Below are 15942 nucleotides of genomic sequence, written 5' to 3'. Positions count from 1 at the left end.
CGTGCGGGTGGCTAGAGCGGGACGCCTCCGATCCAAGCCCACCGCAACCGGTCACTCCATTTCGATGATCACGTTTTCCTGCCACTGCTGCGGCAACGCCTTGGAGGTCGCTTCCCAGGCTTCGGCGTTCTTGATGGGCTTAACCTTGGCGTACTGCTCGTTCGGCAGCAGCTTGGCCTGCACCTCGGCGGGCAAGGTCAGATGCTCGGCCCGAATCGGTCGCGCATTGCCCTTGGCGAGGTTGATCTGCCCGGCGTCGGAGAGGATGTACTCGCGTGCCAGCTTGGCGGCGTTGGGGTGCTTGGCCCATTTGTTGATGATGGTCGTGTAGCCGGAAATGACCGAACCATCGGAGGGAATCAGCACTTCGAAACGGCTCGGGTCGATCTGGTCGCGGTACGACAGGCCATTGAAGTCCCAGACCACGCCCACTTCCACTTCGCCGCGCTCCAGCGTCTGGATGGTCGGGTTCGACAAGGATAAGCGGCCCTGCTTGGCGATCTCGGCAAAATAGTCCAGGCCCGGCTGGATGTTCGTCTCGTCGCCGCCGTTGGCGATGGCAGCCGCCAGCACGCCATTCACCGCCTGCGCGGCGGCACTGACGTCACCGATGGCGACCTTGTACTCGCCATCTTTGAGCTCGGCCCAGGAGGTTGGCGCCTTGTCGACCAGCTGCTTGTTGATGATGAAGGCGATCGAACCGGTGTAGGCCAGCATCCAGTGACCGTCCTTGTCCTTTGCCCAGTCCGGGATCTGCTCCCAGGTGCTCGGCTTATATGGCTGGGTAACGCCCTGCTGCACGGCGATCGGTCCGAACGCCGCGCCGACATCGCCGATGTCGGCGGTGGCGTTGTCTTTCTCAGCGGCGAACTTGGCGATCTCTTGGGCCGAACTCATGTCGGTGTCCATGTGCTTGAGGCCGTACGTCTTCTCCAGGTCCTGCCAAGTGTCTTTCCAGTTGGCCCAGCTGTCCGGCATGCCGACGCTGTTGACCTCAGCTTCCGCGCGAGCCGCCTCTTCGAGGTCTTTCAGGTCCGTTTGTGCAGCGTTCGCCGATGTCGCCAGGGCGATCGCTGATCCCAGCAGTGAAGCCAGCAGCAGTCGTTTCATCAGAAGCTCCTTTCGCAGGTTGGTCTAGGTCAGCAAGACTGAAGCCAATCTAGGGGGCGCAAATGACATTTTGATGTCGATGCCTCCGCCGCCGCCTCTCGGGGGCGACACCGCGACAGGAGTGCCGTAGCAAGCCTAGCTCAGGCTGGGAACCTTGCGTGGCGTGGCTCTATCGAAATCCGCCGATACGCTTGGATGGGCCAAAAACAACCGTTGTGGGACCCGCTTTCCGTACCAATGTCACGCGGCAGTCATTTGGCTTGCCTAACCTGCAAAGCGTTTGCGGTTGCAAAATGCGAGAGCAAGCGCTCTGTTCTAGTGCTGGACTAGTCCAGTTGAGGAGAAAGTGATGCGTGACGAGGCACCGCGGGCGGTTACGGCAATCTGTCGGTCCTTGCAGGAGCAGATCGCCCACGGATTGCTGCAGCCTGGCGGGCAGCTGCCATCCGAGCGCAAACTCAGCGAGCTCTTCGATACCACGCGCATCACGCTGCGAGAGGCGCTGGGCCAGCTCGAGTCGCAGGGTTTGATCTATCGGGAGGATCGCCGTGGCTGGTTCGTTTCACCGCCTCGGATCGCCTACAACCCGCTGGTACGTAGCCACTTCCACGCTATGGTCCATGAGCAGGGTAGGCTCCCGGCAACCGAGATCTTGTCCGCCCGGTTGGTGCCCGCCGCAGCGGAAATTTGCGCCCGACTGGGATTGCCTGCGCTGTCCGGCGTCATCCAGATCCGCCGCGCCCGACGCATCGATGGTCGTCTGGTGCTCTACGTCGAACACTATCTGAACCCCAGCTACTTCCCAGGCATCCTCGACTATGATCTGACCTGCTCGCTAACCGAGCTGTATGCCAGCGAATATGGCATCCACTACGGCCGCGTCCGCTTCGACATGGTCCCCACCGCCCTGCACCCCGAAGCCGCCACGACCCTGCGCACCGCCCCCGGCAGCCCCGCCCTGCGCATCACCCGCCTCAACCGCGACCAGCATGATCGGTTGATCGATTGCGATGTGGAGTACTGGCGGCATGATGCGATTCATGTGTGTGTGGAAGTGCCGGAGTGAAGGCGAATGCCGATTCGCTGGTCTGTCTCGCTGGGCTCGATATCGGCGCGCTGTTGGGACGGGCATCGGAGTCATTGCCCTTGGGAATGGCATGGAGGTGCCGGCCTTCTGGCTACGGTCTTCTCCAGATCCACGACGGTCGCTGGCGGTGCTGGCGTAGTAGCTATCGCTCATGTTCGTTTTCTGATCTTGCGGCAGGTCCGTTAATCGACGTACGCCACATGCTGAGCCATCAGCTGGCGTATTGAAATAGAGCTGCAGGGCGTTGGGCCAGGGTCGCTGGGCCACGGGCCTGGTGACGGAGCCGACCCGCGAGCTCTCGACGTTGCCGCCGTGGCTGGAGGTCGAGTGGTGGTGCGCAGGCGAACCTCGCTCTTGAGGTTGAGGCTACCCAGTTGCGCGACCAGCCCCGGCAGGTTGCTCTCGATACGCACCAGGGTGGTGGCGCTGCGGATGCTATGCGGCAATGCCGCATTGGCATCCAGCTTGGCCCCGCTCTAGCAACGCATGTTGATTAGCATGTTTCCACCGATGGTCGTCTGGAAGTTCTATGGGCTGCGCTCCAGGGAAGAGTCTGGATAAGTTTGTTCAAGGGACTACTCATAAGCAATCATTCACTCGTATGTGGCACCTACAAAGGGAACAGGCAGGTGTTTTGTGAAAATAGCGCCATATCGGTATTGGATTTCTATTAATTTTTTAAAACTGCAAGACTTCTATTTTTTTACGTGTGTGTGGGGTGTCTGTGTTTTTTGAAAGTATGATTTCAGTAGTGGTTTCAAAGCCTTTTTTGTGACAGAAAATATATGTCCACCACGGCAGTGTCTTGTTGAGATTCTCGTTGAGCCACTCATATTCCAAGCTGATTAGGTGACGTGATTTGTCTATGTAAATGTGCTTTATTTCGTCCCAGGTAAATACATTGTGTCTGTAGAGACTGTGCATTTCTTGGAATTGCTTTGAGTTAGCTAGGCCTAGATAAAGCAAGCCCATGCCGCCAGGCCCGGCGAGTGCTACCCAAAAGGCCGATGGGTCAAGTGCGACAACGAATAGAACGGCGATAGCGGCGATAATCGTCAGCCATTTCAAGGCGATCATCCAGCCTTTACCTAGTGCTTTCCACTCGCAGAGTTCTATACCTGTTTCGGTCAGGCGATAAGCGAATTTTGTTTTTTGATGCGTTGTGCCATATAAAGCTAAGAAGAAAAGAAAAAAACCTGGTACTGCAATAAAGGTAGTTTCAATTAGCTCGAAGCTTGCATTTTTATAGAGTAAAAAGTAACTAAAGATTAGAGTTGTGCATAATAGGAAGGCAAACATCCCATTGGCGACGGTTGTGTTGTAAGGGCGCGCCTTGATCCTCCATTCCAGTAAGGCACGTTGGTTGGCGTGCTTCCACTGGTGGTGTGCTGGAAGCTCGATGGGCTGATTCCAGGGAAGAGCCTGTAAGAATTTTCTCAATGTACTGCTCATAAATAAATCATTTACTCGTATGTGGTACCTGCAAGGAGAGCAAGCGGGTGCTTTGTGAAGAGAGAACCATATCGCTATTGGGTTCCTTGCTGAGCGCATCGCTTTTCAGATTCGCCTCGGAGGATGAGCTGCCTATATCCACGCGGAACATATAGCCTTGGCCGTTAGTGCTTTCCAGAATTTGCTCCGGGTAGCGAACTTCCAGCTCCAGCATGGGGGAGCGCTGGTAAGCAACCCAGGTTTGCCAGAGGCGGTGCTGTGTGCCCTCGGGGTAGAGGGTGTCGCCTGGCAGCGGTCCGCTGGGACGCTGCGCGGGAGGTTGACCAAATTGGTCGATGGGCGCCCAGTAGCCTTCGAGGAACTGGTCGTAGAACTTGTCTGCCATGCCTTGCATCAGGCTATCGGAAAACCAGCCGCTGTCGACCATGGCCGGTTGCAGTTTTACGGTTGTTCCCGCCAGTTCGGACGGTAGCAGGAGCTGTAGCCAGAAACCGGTATAGATGCGTGGGCCACGCCCGTAGTATGGCAAGGTGGAGGCGCGAGCCGCCAGGCTGGGGCGTAGGCAGATTTCCTTCAGGGTGCGCAGTTCCTCCTTATGATGCTCGTCACTGTGTGTCCAGGTGGGGGATTTGCCCCAACTGCTGCGATACAGCCAGAGCCGTAGACCCTCGCGCTTGTATTGGTTGGCGATCATGCTGGCGATCAGGTAGATCACGCCAAGTAACGCGATGATGATGGTCACCGGGTTGGACATGACCCAGGCAAAACCGAACCAGAAGCCCAAAGCACTGCCAACTAGTTGGACGCCAGCTACTGACGACATAAATATCAATGCAACCAGTTTTGTGCTTTGAGCATATTTCTCTTCAGGGCTGGTTGCGTTGCTAACATCTTTGGAAACCTGCCAGGCCTCTACCCCCGCGGCGATAGCGCCGAATGCTGCCATACCCATAGTACGTAAGACGAGCTGCCGAGCCAGCAATGAGGCTTCAACTTCACCCGTTTTAAGCCAAGCCCTTACACCTGCTTTTGCAAGTTGAGTGGTATTTCGGCCAATTGTTTTTTCAAGCTTGGCCCATTTGTTCCACGCCGGCACCGTCCAGAGTGCCATCAGTGCGTTGGCGGTATAGGCGGCATTGGCGCCGACCGTGCGCAGCTCATCCTCACTGAAAATGCCATCATTGCGTGCCTTGTCCAGGCTATTGATAAAGTTCCAGACATTCAGCCCTGCGACCAGCACAGGCAGGCTGCCGCCGAGCTCCTGGTTCATCCACTGACGGCTGCGGGCTGCATAGCTTGCCGAGTTTTTTGCTTTGAGCTGCAACTGATCGAGCAGCTCTGACTGGCCCAGTGTCGCAAGCCACATGGCTACTTGGCGGGTTTGTACCTTGGTGATCCTGGTTTCGGTGACGACGCTACCGATTACCTCATTAGGCCGTTGCAGGTTCAGCGTCTCGCGCTTTTGTTCCAGCCCGAGCAACTGTATGCGCGCCGAGCGTTTGTCGGGGCCTTTACCGGGTAGAGAAAGAGTGCGTTGCAGGCCCTTGATGTTCTTTTCGAGCTGGGCAACCTGCATCTGCCATTGACGGTTCTTCTTCGCGAACTCGGCATCCAGAATCAAACGCGTCTGCGTGGAGATTTCCGTAGAGACCAAGACCTGGGTGACGCTGAAGGCAAAGATTCGAACCTTGGGCGCAAATTTCGTGCTCAAGGCCGGCAACAGAACAAAGGCCATCAGGTTCCAGCTGTCCTTGGCTTTTTGCCCCACTACGTTGCGCAAGGTCTCGAAGGCATGCTTGCCGGGTTCGGAAAGGTCCTTGTACAGGTTGCTGGCTTGTACGCTCGGCAGGTCAAGTACCGATTTCACCTCGTTGGCACGGCTGACTTCGCTAGTGATGTCGGAGAGTCCGCCGTGAGCCTGGCCGCTACCGTCGCCCTGCCGACCTTGGTTGTCGATGGTGCCGTAGGTGGTGAAATTGGCGGAGATCTTGTCGATCAGCGCGGAAAGCTCGGCGCTGAAATTGAACAGCGCCAGGCCTGCCAGCGTAGTGGGTTTGCCGTACTGCTCGCAGAGCCATTGCTTGCCCGTGTCGCTCGCGCCCAACTGCTCGTACAGATTGGCCATGGTGTCCAGCAGATCGGTCGATTGCTGAGGATGGCAGGGGTCATAGAAAACCTCTTCCGCTTTCGGACTGAGGCTTTTCAGCCAGGCGAGCAGGTCGCTTTCGCTGCGTTGGATGTGGGTATTGAGGCGCTCCATTTCATCGGCGCGCTCTTGCAGATAACTCCAGGCCTCATCGAAGCGAACGTCCTCGCGCCAGGTCTTTTTCTGCTGCCATTCCTCTACCAGTGCGCGCCATTTAGGCCCCGACGGTGGGTTACCCCAATTCGTGCGAAATTGCTGTTGAACCCGCTGCACTTGCAGCGATTTGAGTGTCAGGGTCGCGTCACTGCCGCCGTGATTGAGTAGCTGCGCTTCGCTATCGAGCAGGCTGTGAGCGTCTTTGATGAAAGCTTGCTTGCGGCTTGGGTTAGTCGATACCGATTTGGGCATGAAGGGGTCTAGTTTGACGCCGCAAAGCCCCTGAATGAGCGTAGCGCTATTGATCTTGTTGGCGTGCTGTTTGTCTGCTGCTGCCAGTTCCAGCCAGCGGCCCTGCAGATTCATGGCCAGGTCATCGACGATGGCCATGGGATCGTCCAGAGCAACGAAGAGGGCACTGTCCTGATCGGGTACGCTGCCGAGTATGAGAGCCTGGTCGATCGGCTTTTTGCAGGGGCGGGACGTATCATCGTTGTTCGCTGCTACAAGACAGCTCTTGAAGGTCGGGGCTTCTCCTCCTGCCAGGATATCGGCGACCGCGCTGCCTATTTCGCGGATAGGAGCGGCATGTGCTGCCTGCATCTGGGTACAGTATTGCGGCAAGTCCAGTGCGCGCATCCAGCGCTTTTGCTCCTGGGGGTTGCTGCGCATTTTTTCGCACAGGCGCCAGGTCCACTGCACGGGGGCGTAGGCAATGAGTAGGCGGCTGCGCTTTGGGTAAAGCAGATAAGGTTGGCTGTCACCGGGGTTGTTTCGCTCATCCTTGCCCAGCTGTGCACTACCCCATTGATGGCGGATGAATTGGTGGCCCTTCACCTGATATTCGTGAAGGGTGCGATCAGTTTCATTCCACACATAAAGCCAGCCGTCACGGAGCTGACGCAGGGTATAACTACGCGTCTTGAGCTTCGGCAGGTTGCTGCTGGACCAGCCTTTTGGCAGCGGGTTTGGACCTTGGGCACTGCCGCGTGCCGGTGACTCATCTATCGCATAGCGAACGGGATGGATTGCAATTTCACCCGCTTTCAACGGGCACTGACCGTTCGCATTGGCGGGCTTGTCCTCGAAGGCCTGATTGCGTTTGGCTTGTTGCAGCGTTTTGTCGGAAGTTGTCGTGCTCATGGAAATCCGTTCCTTTAGCCGGTAAGGCAATCTTCATCCAGAGCTTGAATACGTCGCTCTGGAGGCAGTTCCTGGGCGTCTGGCACCTTGGCTAGCCAAGCTTGGTAGGGGCTATCGAGGCGTGTGGCGAAGTCGTCTCCCCAGCAGGCGCAGCGCTCGACCCAGATCGCAATACTCTGTTCATTGACCAGCCCCCAGGCTTCGGCATCTAGCAGACGCTGTTCCAACCATAGATCTCGCTCTTGTTCGGCAAGGCTTGATAAGGTTTGTGGATAGTCTTCGTTCAACCAGTCGTAGAGGCGTTCCTTGAAGCTTCGCCGATAAGCCTGTTCTAGGGCCTGAACCTGGTCATCGGCGAGGTGGTTGAGTTTGCCCTCTAATGTCGGACTGTGTGGTTGCGGACGATAGGAGTGCCATTCGACTGCTACCGAGGGCGCCCACCTTGGAGGGGATAGTGGAACGAGCCATTCACCGATGGGGCCCAACAGACTTTGATAAGCGGACGAGGGATAGCTGTTCAACCAGTAAGAGGTCACCAGTGGGTCAGCGAAACGGAAGAGGCTGTAGCTACCAAAGTCGTCCGTGACGGTGATGTACTGGCTCAGGTGATCGGCGACATCGTTCAGCGGTGCCGAACTCTGTAGCCTGCTGGCCTGACGCTGAAGAAGAGGGTTGTGTTGCCATTCATTGAGCAATGATGAATGCGTATCTAGCCCTACCAGAATTGGGCCGATTTCTTTGACGCCGTCCCAGCGGGTGCCGTTGTAAAGTGGAATGACCTCGATATGCTCGCCTGCTGCATAAAGCCATTGCAGAGCGTCCTGGCGGAGCACACCATCTACGAGCAAGAAGTCTCGGCTCATGCCCCGGCCTCCTGGTTGGCTCGCTCGCAGATCTCACAGCGTGGAGAGGCTCGTAATAAAGCTTGGCGCTGCGCAGGCACTAGGAGCTCGCCTGCCTTATCCGCATCCGCCGATTTCACCGCGCCCGGCTGGACCGGCGCAGCCCCCGACCCCTTACCCGGACTGCCGCCAGAGTTCATCCTGATCACCGGCCCGACCATGGTGATGCCGCTGCCGTCGAGCTTGATAAAGCTACCGGCGGCCCTGAAGGTCAGTTCGCTGCCTGCTTCGAGGACGACTTTGAGGCCGCTGGAGAGGTGGATTTCGTTGCCGGCTTCGATGAATTGGCCGGTGCCGATCTTCACGTGTTGGTTGTTGCCCACGGTCAGGTGGTCGTTGGCTTTGACTTCGCTGCGGCGATCGCCATGGGTGGTGCGGTGTTCTTCGGCGCGGAATTCGCTGTAGCTGTTGGCTTCGACGGTGTCATGGCGTTCGTGGCCGATGCGGATTTTCTGGTCGTGCTCAATGTTTTCGTCCCAGTCGCGTTGGGCGTGGAGGTAGATCTGCTCGGCGCCCTTGCGGTCTTCGATGCGCAGTTCGTTGTAGCCGTTGCCACCTGGACTGCTGAGGGTTTTGAAGACGCTGCGGGTCTTGTTCGCAGGCAGGTCGTAGGGAACCGCATTCTCTTTGTGGTAGAGACAGCCGGTGATCAGTGGCTGGTCGGGATCACCCTCAAGGAAGGTGATCAGTACTTCCATGCCAACGCGGGGAATGGCGATACCGCCGTAATGGTCGCCGGCCCAGCTCGATGAAACGCGCAGCCAGCAGCTGGTTTTGTCGTCGGCTTGCCCGTGGCGATCCCAGAAGAATTGCACCCTTACTCGACCGTATTCGTCGCAGTGAATCTCTTCACCGGCTGGCCCGGTGACAACCGCACTCTGGCTGCCAAGGATGCGTGGCTTGGGGTGGTTGAGAGCGGGGCGGAATGGGACGGCCCACGGCGTGGCGGTGAAATGGTTGCGATAGCCTTGGTAGAAATCGGTGCTGGCAAGAGCCCCTTCACCGCAGCCTTCGTCCCGGAGGGGAGAGTGGGTCGGAACGTGCAGGCTGGACGCGTTGGCGACCGACTCCTCCAGTACCTGCGGTTGTTTGCCTTCGTGATGAATTTCGGTGAGCAGCCATAGCTGATTCCAGTCACCGCGCGGATGATCGCTGAGTGAGAGGAAGTGGCCGCTGACCAGCTTCGGCTGATCGCTATCGCCCTCGGCCAGTTCGAAATCGTGGCGGTGGCGTTCCAAGGCGCGGCGGGACAGGTGTTTGCCACGCTCGCGATCGACGAAGCGCCCTGGGTAGTCGTAGTCCTCGAGGTCGGGCTGAGTGCCGCTCTGAACCGCCGCCTCCATCGTCAGACGTGGCTTTTCGAAATCGTAATCACGGCGGGTGACGCGGCCGGTACGGGTTTCGATGCGTACCCCGAAGCGCTTGATTACCGGCTCGTCGGCGACCAGGCCGCTGTCCTGCTGATACGCGGCCGGCGCAAGGCTGGGAAATACCGTCTGGTCGTCGCCGAAGACCAGCATATGGCCGGATTCGCTGTGTCGGAAATGGTAGTGAATACCTTCTTCCTCGCAGAGGCGCTGGATGAAGTGCAGATCGGTTTCGTCGTATTGAACGCAATAGTCTCGCTCGGGGTAGATCACCGGACCGAGGTCGAAACGATGACTGTCGCCGGCGAGAATGCCGTGCTCCTCCAGGACCTGGGCAATGATCCGCGGCACCGAGAGGTGCTGGAAGATGCGCTGGTTGGTCCGGTGCGCCAGATAGGCAAGCCTCGGGACAATGATCAGCTGGTAGCGCGTCAGGCGTTCGCCGGACTCGCCTTGGGCGGCGCGATAGACCTGGCCGTGGATGCCGCCACCATCCCTGGCGAATGTCAGGAACGCGGACTGCTGAAGCAGGCTTTCGAGATCTAGATCCGGACGCTCGCTGACCAGCTCCAGTTCGAAGCGGTAGGGCTGGCTGATGGCTTCTTTACCGCTGAATTCGAGCACTTGAAAGTCATGCTCGATGCCTTCGATGTGCAGGGAAAAGTGCTTTTGATTGGCGGGGGCGAACATCCTTGTTCCTCCTGGATCCGTCCATGGTGTGCGCCAGGGCGCATGCGGGGGTTTGATGTACCACGCATCGACGGCGTTGCGGTGCGCTGGGTCGCGCATTGTTTCGCCGCGGTTTCAATTTCTATTACTGCTTCGCAAAAAAGCTTCAGCCGGGACGTGCCCGGCCGAAGCCATTGATGCGGTGATCGCCTTAGCTGGCGATCGGGGTGCGCCAGTCGTCGGAGCCGGAAGTACCGGAGACTTCGTGGGTCCAGACGATCTTGCGGTAGGTGAAGTACACGTCTTCCAGGTGGGTGAAGTGCGACATGTTCGGATCCTGGCAGTTGGGCATGCGCGACTGCACGTCGACGATCACCGCATCTTCCAGTTCGATGGTGAAGTAGTGTTCCTGGGTGCCGGTGGACGAGGTGCGGTACCACTCCAAGCGGCATTTGTTCAGACGCTCACCGGAGGTCAGAGCGTTGAAAATCAGCGGCGACGACTTGTCGAACACCTTGGTGATCATCAGCGGCTTGTGCACGCGCTGGCCGGTGGGCTGACCCGATTGCGGATCGCGCGGAATGATGACCTGATGCTGGAATGCCTGCACCAGGATCTGGTCTTCGTGTCCTTCCTGGAAGATATTGCCGACCGAGTCCTCGGTGAAAGTGCCTGCAGTGATCAGGCCTTGCTTGGTGCCTTCGAGGGAAAGATACGCGGGTGTTGGCATGGGTGCTCTCCTTGCTTCGTTGAATGCCGGAATGGCTGATCAATTCTTACAAGGAGCATGCCACCTAAATAAAACATATATCTATCAAATGCTTGCGTCTTTACTTGGAGAGCGTTCGGCTGACCTTGCGGGGCGCTTCACATTTAGTTGGGCAACATCCTGCCGACTCTGTGCAAGGTTTGGCGCATAGAGACGGCAGGCCAGTCACCACGGGCTGGGACGCCCGCAGAGCTGTCTCGGCAGGCGGTGCTTTGCGCAGTATTTTGCGCAAGGCCAAGGCTCAGGAGGAGCAACTGATCTCCAGATGCTTACCCCATTCTGGCGGGCGCTCCGCGTAGCGATCCATGCCGGGTTGCTCGTCGAAGGGGCGGCTGAGCACGGCATGCAGTTCACGAACCGGGCCGTAATCGCCTGTTTCTGCGGCCTCGATTGCCTGCTGGGCTAGATAGTTGCGCAGGATGTACTTCGGGTTGACCGCATGCATGCGTGCTTGCCGCACGGTCTGGTCGTCCCCTTCACGTTGAGTGCGCTGGAGGTAGCCCGCGGCCCAGTCGTCGAACGCTTTGATGTCGATGAAATCCTCACGTAGCCGAGCCAGGGCCTGCTCGGGTGAGTGATCGCCGAGTTCGCGGAAGAAGTTCGTGTAGTCGATGGAGCTGTCCTGCATCAGTTGCAGCAGACGCTGCACCAGCGCCTTATCGTCGTCCTCGGCACTCCGAAAGCCTAGGCGCCGGCGCATCAGGTCGAGCCAGGCGGCTTCGTAGATTGGCAGGAACAGGTTCATCGTCGCGCGCAATTGCTCGATCGCGATAAAGGGCGTCAGCGCCTGGGCCAGTGCGGCCAGATTCCAGTGTGCGATGGGCACCTGATTCTCGTAGGAATAGCGTCCGGCGTCGTCGGAATGGTTACAGATGAAGCGCGCATCGAAGTCATCGAGGAACGCGTAGGGGCCGAAATCGAAGGTGATGCCAAGGATCGACATGTTGTCGGTGTTCATCACTCCGTGGCAGAAGCCATAGGCCTGCCAGTAAGCGATCAGCTCGGCGGTGCGCTCCAGCACTTGGCGGAAGAACGAGTGGTAAGGCTCGGGGTGCTCGAGGCAGTCGGCGAAGTGGGATTCGACGACGTGATCGAGCAGCTGCTTCAGTTCGTCGTGCTGCTTGGTGTAGTAGAAGAATTCGAAGTTGCCAAAGCGTACGTGGCTCTGGGCCAAACGCAGCAGCATGGCGCCGCGCTCCTGGCGTTCGCGATAGACCGGTGTATCCGAGCCGGTTACGCAGAGCGCGCGCGAGCTCGGGATACCCAGCGCGTGCAAATGCTCACTGGCGAGGAATTCGCGAATAGATGAACGCAGCACGGCACGGCCATCGCCCATGCGCGAATAAGGCGTCTTGCCCGCCCCCTTGAGGTGTAGATCCCAGTGCTCGCCGGCCTCGTTGACCACCTCTCCGAGCAGCAGGCCACGACCATCGCCCAGGCGCGGGTTGTAGCTGCCGAACTGGTGACCGGAGTAGACCATCGCCCGCGGTTCGGCGGTGCTCCAGAGTTTGTGACCGGAAAACAGCTCGGCGAACAACGGATCGTCAGCCACTGCCGGATCGAGATCGAGCAGCGCCATGGCCGCTTCGCTGGCGATCACCAGGCGCGGTGTTTCCAGCGGCTGCGGCGTCACTTCGGTGGAGAACACGTCGCCCAGTCGAGCGAAGCGGTTGTCGAAATTCAGCTCGGTGAGAGTCTTCACAGGTGCTCCGGCGCTGTACTGTGCCGCGCCCGGAGAGCGGGCGCGTTTGAGTTTGGAGGCCGCGTCGGTAACGACGTTCCTCAGACTGGACTGTCGGCGGGCGGCTGCGCGGGCTTGTCATCAGCCTGCCGGGTTCCGGGAGCGGTACCCAGCTGCAGCACTTTGCCATCGAAATTCTTCAGGAACACGTCGACCTGGCGGAAGGCGATGCTGATGCCGGCCTTGGCGAACTCGCGGTCGATGAAGCGGTTGATTTCGTCGGTGGCCGGGTTGCGGTCGCCGAGATCGCGCACGTGAATACGCAACTCGTGGTCCAGCGTGCTCTCGCCAAAAGTCAGGAAAAACACGAGCGGTTCCGGCTCCTTGAGCACGCGCGGGTTGTCCTGGGCCGCCTTGTACAGCAGCTTCTTGACCATATCCAGATCGGATCCGTAGGCGACACCGATCTTGATGGTCACCCGGGTGACGGTGTCGCTCAGTGACCAGTTGACCAGCTGGCCAGTGATGAAGGTCTTGTTCGGGACGATAATGTCCTTGCGGTCGAAATCGGTGATGGTCGTCGCACGAATGCGGATCCGGCTGACCGTGCCAGACAGATTGCCGATCGTCACCACGTCGCCGATGCGTACCGGACGCTCGAACAGAATGATCAAGCCGGAAATGAAGTTGGCGAAGATTTCCTGCATGCCGAAGCCGAGCCCCACCGACAGCGCGGCGACCAGCCACTGCAGCTTGTCCCAGCTGACCCCGAGCGTCGACAGGGTGGAGACGATGCCAACACCTGCCAGCAGATAAGACAGCAATGTTGTGGTGGCGTAGGCGCTGCCTTGCGCGAGGTGCAGTTTCGACAGCACCAGAACCTCCAGCAGACCTGGCAGGTTGCGCGCCAACGCCACGGTGATGGCGACGATAAGCAGCGCGCCGAGTAGGTTGTTCAGCGTGATCGCATTGGTGGTGGCGGTCTCGCCGCTGCCGCTGGTGTATTCGTACAGCACCACGTTATCCAGATAGGACACCACGCTGATCAGGTCGGACCAGACCCAATACAGCACCGCAAAGAACAGGCCGAACATGGCCAGACGCGTCAGTCGCAGCGACTGCTGGTTGACCTGTTCGATATTCAGCCCGGCCTCGCCGGTGGACTCGCTGGTGTCCGTCCCGTCCTCCACCTGGGCTTCGCGCTTGGCCAGCGCGCGCTGGTAGGCCAGGCGTCTGGCGGCAACGGTCAGGCCGCGAATGAGCGTGGCCTCGATGACGATCCAGGCGAGCAGCAGATACAGGGTATCGATCAGTCGGCCGGTCAGCTTCAGCGCCGTGTAGTAATAGCCGAAGCCCACCGCCACGATCAGCGCCAGCGGCAGGATGCTGAACAGCAAGCCGATGAAACGCCTTACCGGCGGCGCGTTCTGGCTCGATGGGCCCTTGAGCAACAGACGGGTCAGGCGCCAGCTCATCAGTGCGTAGCAGGTGAGGACCACGACGATTCCGATCACATCATCGACCAGGCCACCCGGCTGCAGCTCCGCGATGGCCACCACCGCGACCAGTGCCATCACCACCAGGCCCAGCCGGCGAATTTCATTGCGCAGGAAGACCACCTGTGGGCGGAACCAGCCAAAATGAGTCTCGGCCACGCGGTTCGGCGAGAGCATCCGATAGGCGCTGTAGAACACCAGCCAGGCCTGCGCCATCTGGTAGAACGCGGCGCCTAGGCTGATGTTCTGGCCGCGTCCGTCCATTTGCAGAACGTAGCCGCAAAGCGCCAGGAACAGCGTACCGGGAAGCGCCAGCAGAAGGTTCAGCAGCAGCGCCAACGGCGTATGCAACTGGCTGTCGTTGCGAAAATGACCGATGTCGTTGCTGAGCGAGTCGAGCTTGGCGTTGATGGCATTGCGGCGCCAGAGCAGCAAACCGATTACCAGCAACAGCGGCACGAAGAACAGCGGCCGTTCCAGCAATCCGGCGCCGAGCGCCTCGAACACCGAGCCCCATGGCATCGCTCGCAGCTGCCGATCCAGCAGTGTCGGTACGCTCTTGAACCAGTCCAGATCCAGCGGCCTGTTGCTCGGGATCCAGAACATCTGCTCGTCGAGCGTTTCGCGCATAGCCTGGGCTTTGGTCTGCAACTGGCGCTGGTTCAACTGCAGCGTAATCGACTCGCTGAGCAGGGCGTTGAGTTCATGGTTGAGTCGGTCGAGCAACTCGCTGCGGGTGCGTAACAGCTCCAGCAATGCACTACGCAGCTCCGGCGTGACTTCACTCGGCGGCAGCTTGGCGAGCTGCTGATCGACATAGTCTTCGACGTTGCCACTGACTTCGCGCCGTTGACTCAGCTCGAACTGATACAGACGGATGTCGGCGATCTCATCGGCCAGGTTCTTGTCCAGTTTCAGCTGCGGTAGCGCCTGCTGCTGCTGATACAGCACCTTCGAGAGCAGCAGGCTACCCTCGAGCACGGCGATCTGTTCTTCGAGCGCTTGATCAGCCTGGTTCAGCGTGTCGAGCTGCTGACGGGTTTGCAGGTTCTGTTGGGTCAGGTCGTTGAGCCGCTCGGTAGCGCGCAGCAGGTAGCCCGAAAGCCGGCGATTCTCGGCGCTTTCCGCGGGAAGCAGCTTGTCTGAACCCGCCTTCTCGGCTTTCAGCGAGAACTCGGCGACGGTTTGTTCCGACTCTTCCCGGCGCTTGTTATTGATCGCCGTCTGTAACGCCATGGTTTCCTGTTCGGCGCGCGCGATGCGCTCGGACAGCAGGTCGCGCCGCGCGACGCCGAGGTCCTGCAGCTGGCTGTTGCCGGCCAGTTCGTTGCGGCGCAGTTCGATCTGCGCGTTAAGTGCGGTTTTCTCGGCGCCGAGCAACGCACGGCGCTCGTCGCTCAAGGGCTTGCCACCCTCACGACCGCCCTTGAGCAGCGTGTTGATTTCCTCGATTCGTGTCTGATGCTTGCTGATATCCGCCTGAGCGCGTTCCGGACGCGTCTGCGCGCTGATGATCATGCTATTGGCGGCGGTCAGCGCCGTTTGCCAGCTTGACATCTGCTCGACGCGCTCGGCCAGCCGCTGCTCGAGCTCGGAGACCGACAGCTTGGCCAGCTTGGCCGCCATGTCACTGGTATCGCTGCTTTTGAGTTTGCTCAGTTCCTGCTGGGCCGCGGCGATTTCCTTCGACGCCCCGGCGAGCTCAGTCTTGAGATCAGCCAAACGCTGACGCGCGGTCTCTGCTTGCTCCGTAAATCGCTGGGCACTTTCGCTCACGCTGGGTTGGGCGTCTTTCGGGGCCTCTGCTTCGGCTGCCTGGTTGTTGGGCAGACCGGGTACCGCGGGGGCGGCTTGAACGAAAGCGAAAGGCGAAGCGATGACGAGCAGTGTCGTCAGCATGAAGGTGCGCAAGGGGGCCATGGGTACTATCGAAAGGCAGAAATGAGTGCAGAGTCTAAGGGCTG

At 59.2% G+C, this 15942-nt stretch carries 9 protein-coding genes; 1 reads left to right on the top strand and 8 read right to left on the bottom strand.

All coding sequences use genetic code 11. The annotated features are described in order from the left end of the window. Window positions 1-51: 51 nt before the first annotated feature. Complete coding sequence (locus UF78_RS19710) at window positions 52-1110, bottom strand: ABC transporter substrate-binding protein (RefSeq protein WP_045163911.1); 1059 nt, start codon at window positions 1108-1110, stop codon at window positions 52-54. Window positions 1111-1459: 349 nt separating this feature from the next. On the opposite strand from UF78_RS19710, the gene UF78_RS19705 reads away from it, so the two are divergent. Then, window positions 1460-2176: a UTRA domain-containing protein gene (locus UF78_RS19705; protein WP_045163910.1), complete on the top strand. Its 717-nt coding sequence runs from the start codon at window positions 1460-1462 to the stop codon at window positions 2174-2176. Window positions 2177-2875: 699 nt separating this feature from the next. Here the strand turns inward: UF78_RS19705 and UF78_RS19700 are convergent. The 7 genes from UF78_RS19700 to mscK form a co-directional block, all read right to left on the bottom strand. Continuing rightward, window positions 2876-3649: a hypothetical protein gene (locus UF78_RS19700; protein WP_045163909.1), complete on the bottom strand. Its 774-nt coding sequence runs from the start codon at window positions 3647-3649 to the stop codon at window positions 2876-2878. A gap of 7 nt (window positions 3650-3656) precedes the next feature. Next, the gene (locus UF78_RS19695; RefSeq protein WP_045163908.1) at window positions 3657-7094 is read right to left on the bottom strand and encodes a T6SS effector BTH_I2691 family protein; all 3438 of its coding nucleotides are present in this window, start codon (window positions 7092-7094) and stop codon (window positions 3657-3659) included. A 14-nt stretch (window positions 7095-7108) separates the two neighbouring features. Then, window positions 7109-7957, bottom strand: coding sequence for a DUF4123 domain-containing protein (locus tag UF78_RS19690; RefSeq protein WP_045163907.1), 849 nt, complete (start codon window positions 7955-7957; stop codon window positions 7109-7111). Next, entirely contained in the window at window positions 7954-10053 is a 2100-nt protein-coding gene (gene tssI, locus UF78_RS19685) for a type VI secretion system tip protein VgrG (RefSeq protein WP_045163906.1), read from the bottom strand. Before tssI ends, UF78_RS19690 begins: the two co-directional genes overlap by 4 nt. Before the next feature lie 190 nt (window positions 10054-10243). After that, window positions 10244-10762 carry an Hcp family type VI secretion system effector gene (locus UF78_RS19680; RefSeq protein ID WP_021206448.1) on the bottom strand — a complete coding sequence of 173 codons (519 nt, stop codon included), beginning with the start codon at window positions 10760-10762 and terminating at the stop codon, window positions 10244-10246. Window positions 10763-11042: 280 nt separating this feature from the next. Beyond that, entirely contained in the window at window positions 11043-12503 is a 1461-nt protein-coding gene (gene selO, locus UF78_RS19675) for a protein adenylyltransferase SelO (RefSeq protein WP_045163905.1), read from the bottom strand. Window positions 12504-12583: 80 nt separating this feature from the next. After that, the gene (gene mscK, locus UF78_RS19670) at window positions 12584-15898 is read right to left on the bottom strand and encodes a mechanosensitive channel MscK (RefSeq protein ID WP_045163904.1); all 3315 of its coding nucleotides are present in this window, start codon (window positions 15896-15898) and stop codon (window positions 12584-12586) included. Window positions 15899-15942: the final 44 nt, after the last annotated feature.

This window comes from Stutzerimonas stutzeri (genome assembly GCF_000952685.1).
In the GTDB taxonomy this organism is placed as follows: Bacteria; Pseudomonadota; Gammaproteobacteria; order Pseudomonadales; family Pseudomonadaceae; genus Stutzerimonas; species Stutzerimonas stutzeri_E.
The sequence above is the reverse complement of the archived record's forward strand: the minus strand, read 5'-3'. Positions and strand labels throughout refer to the sequence as shown.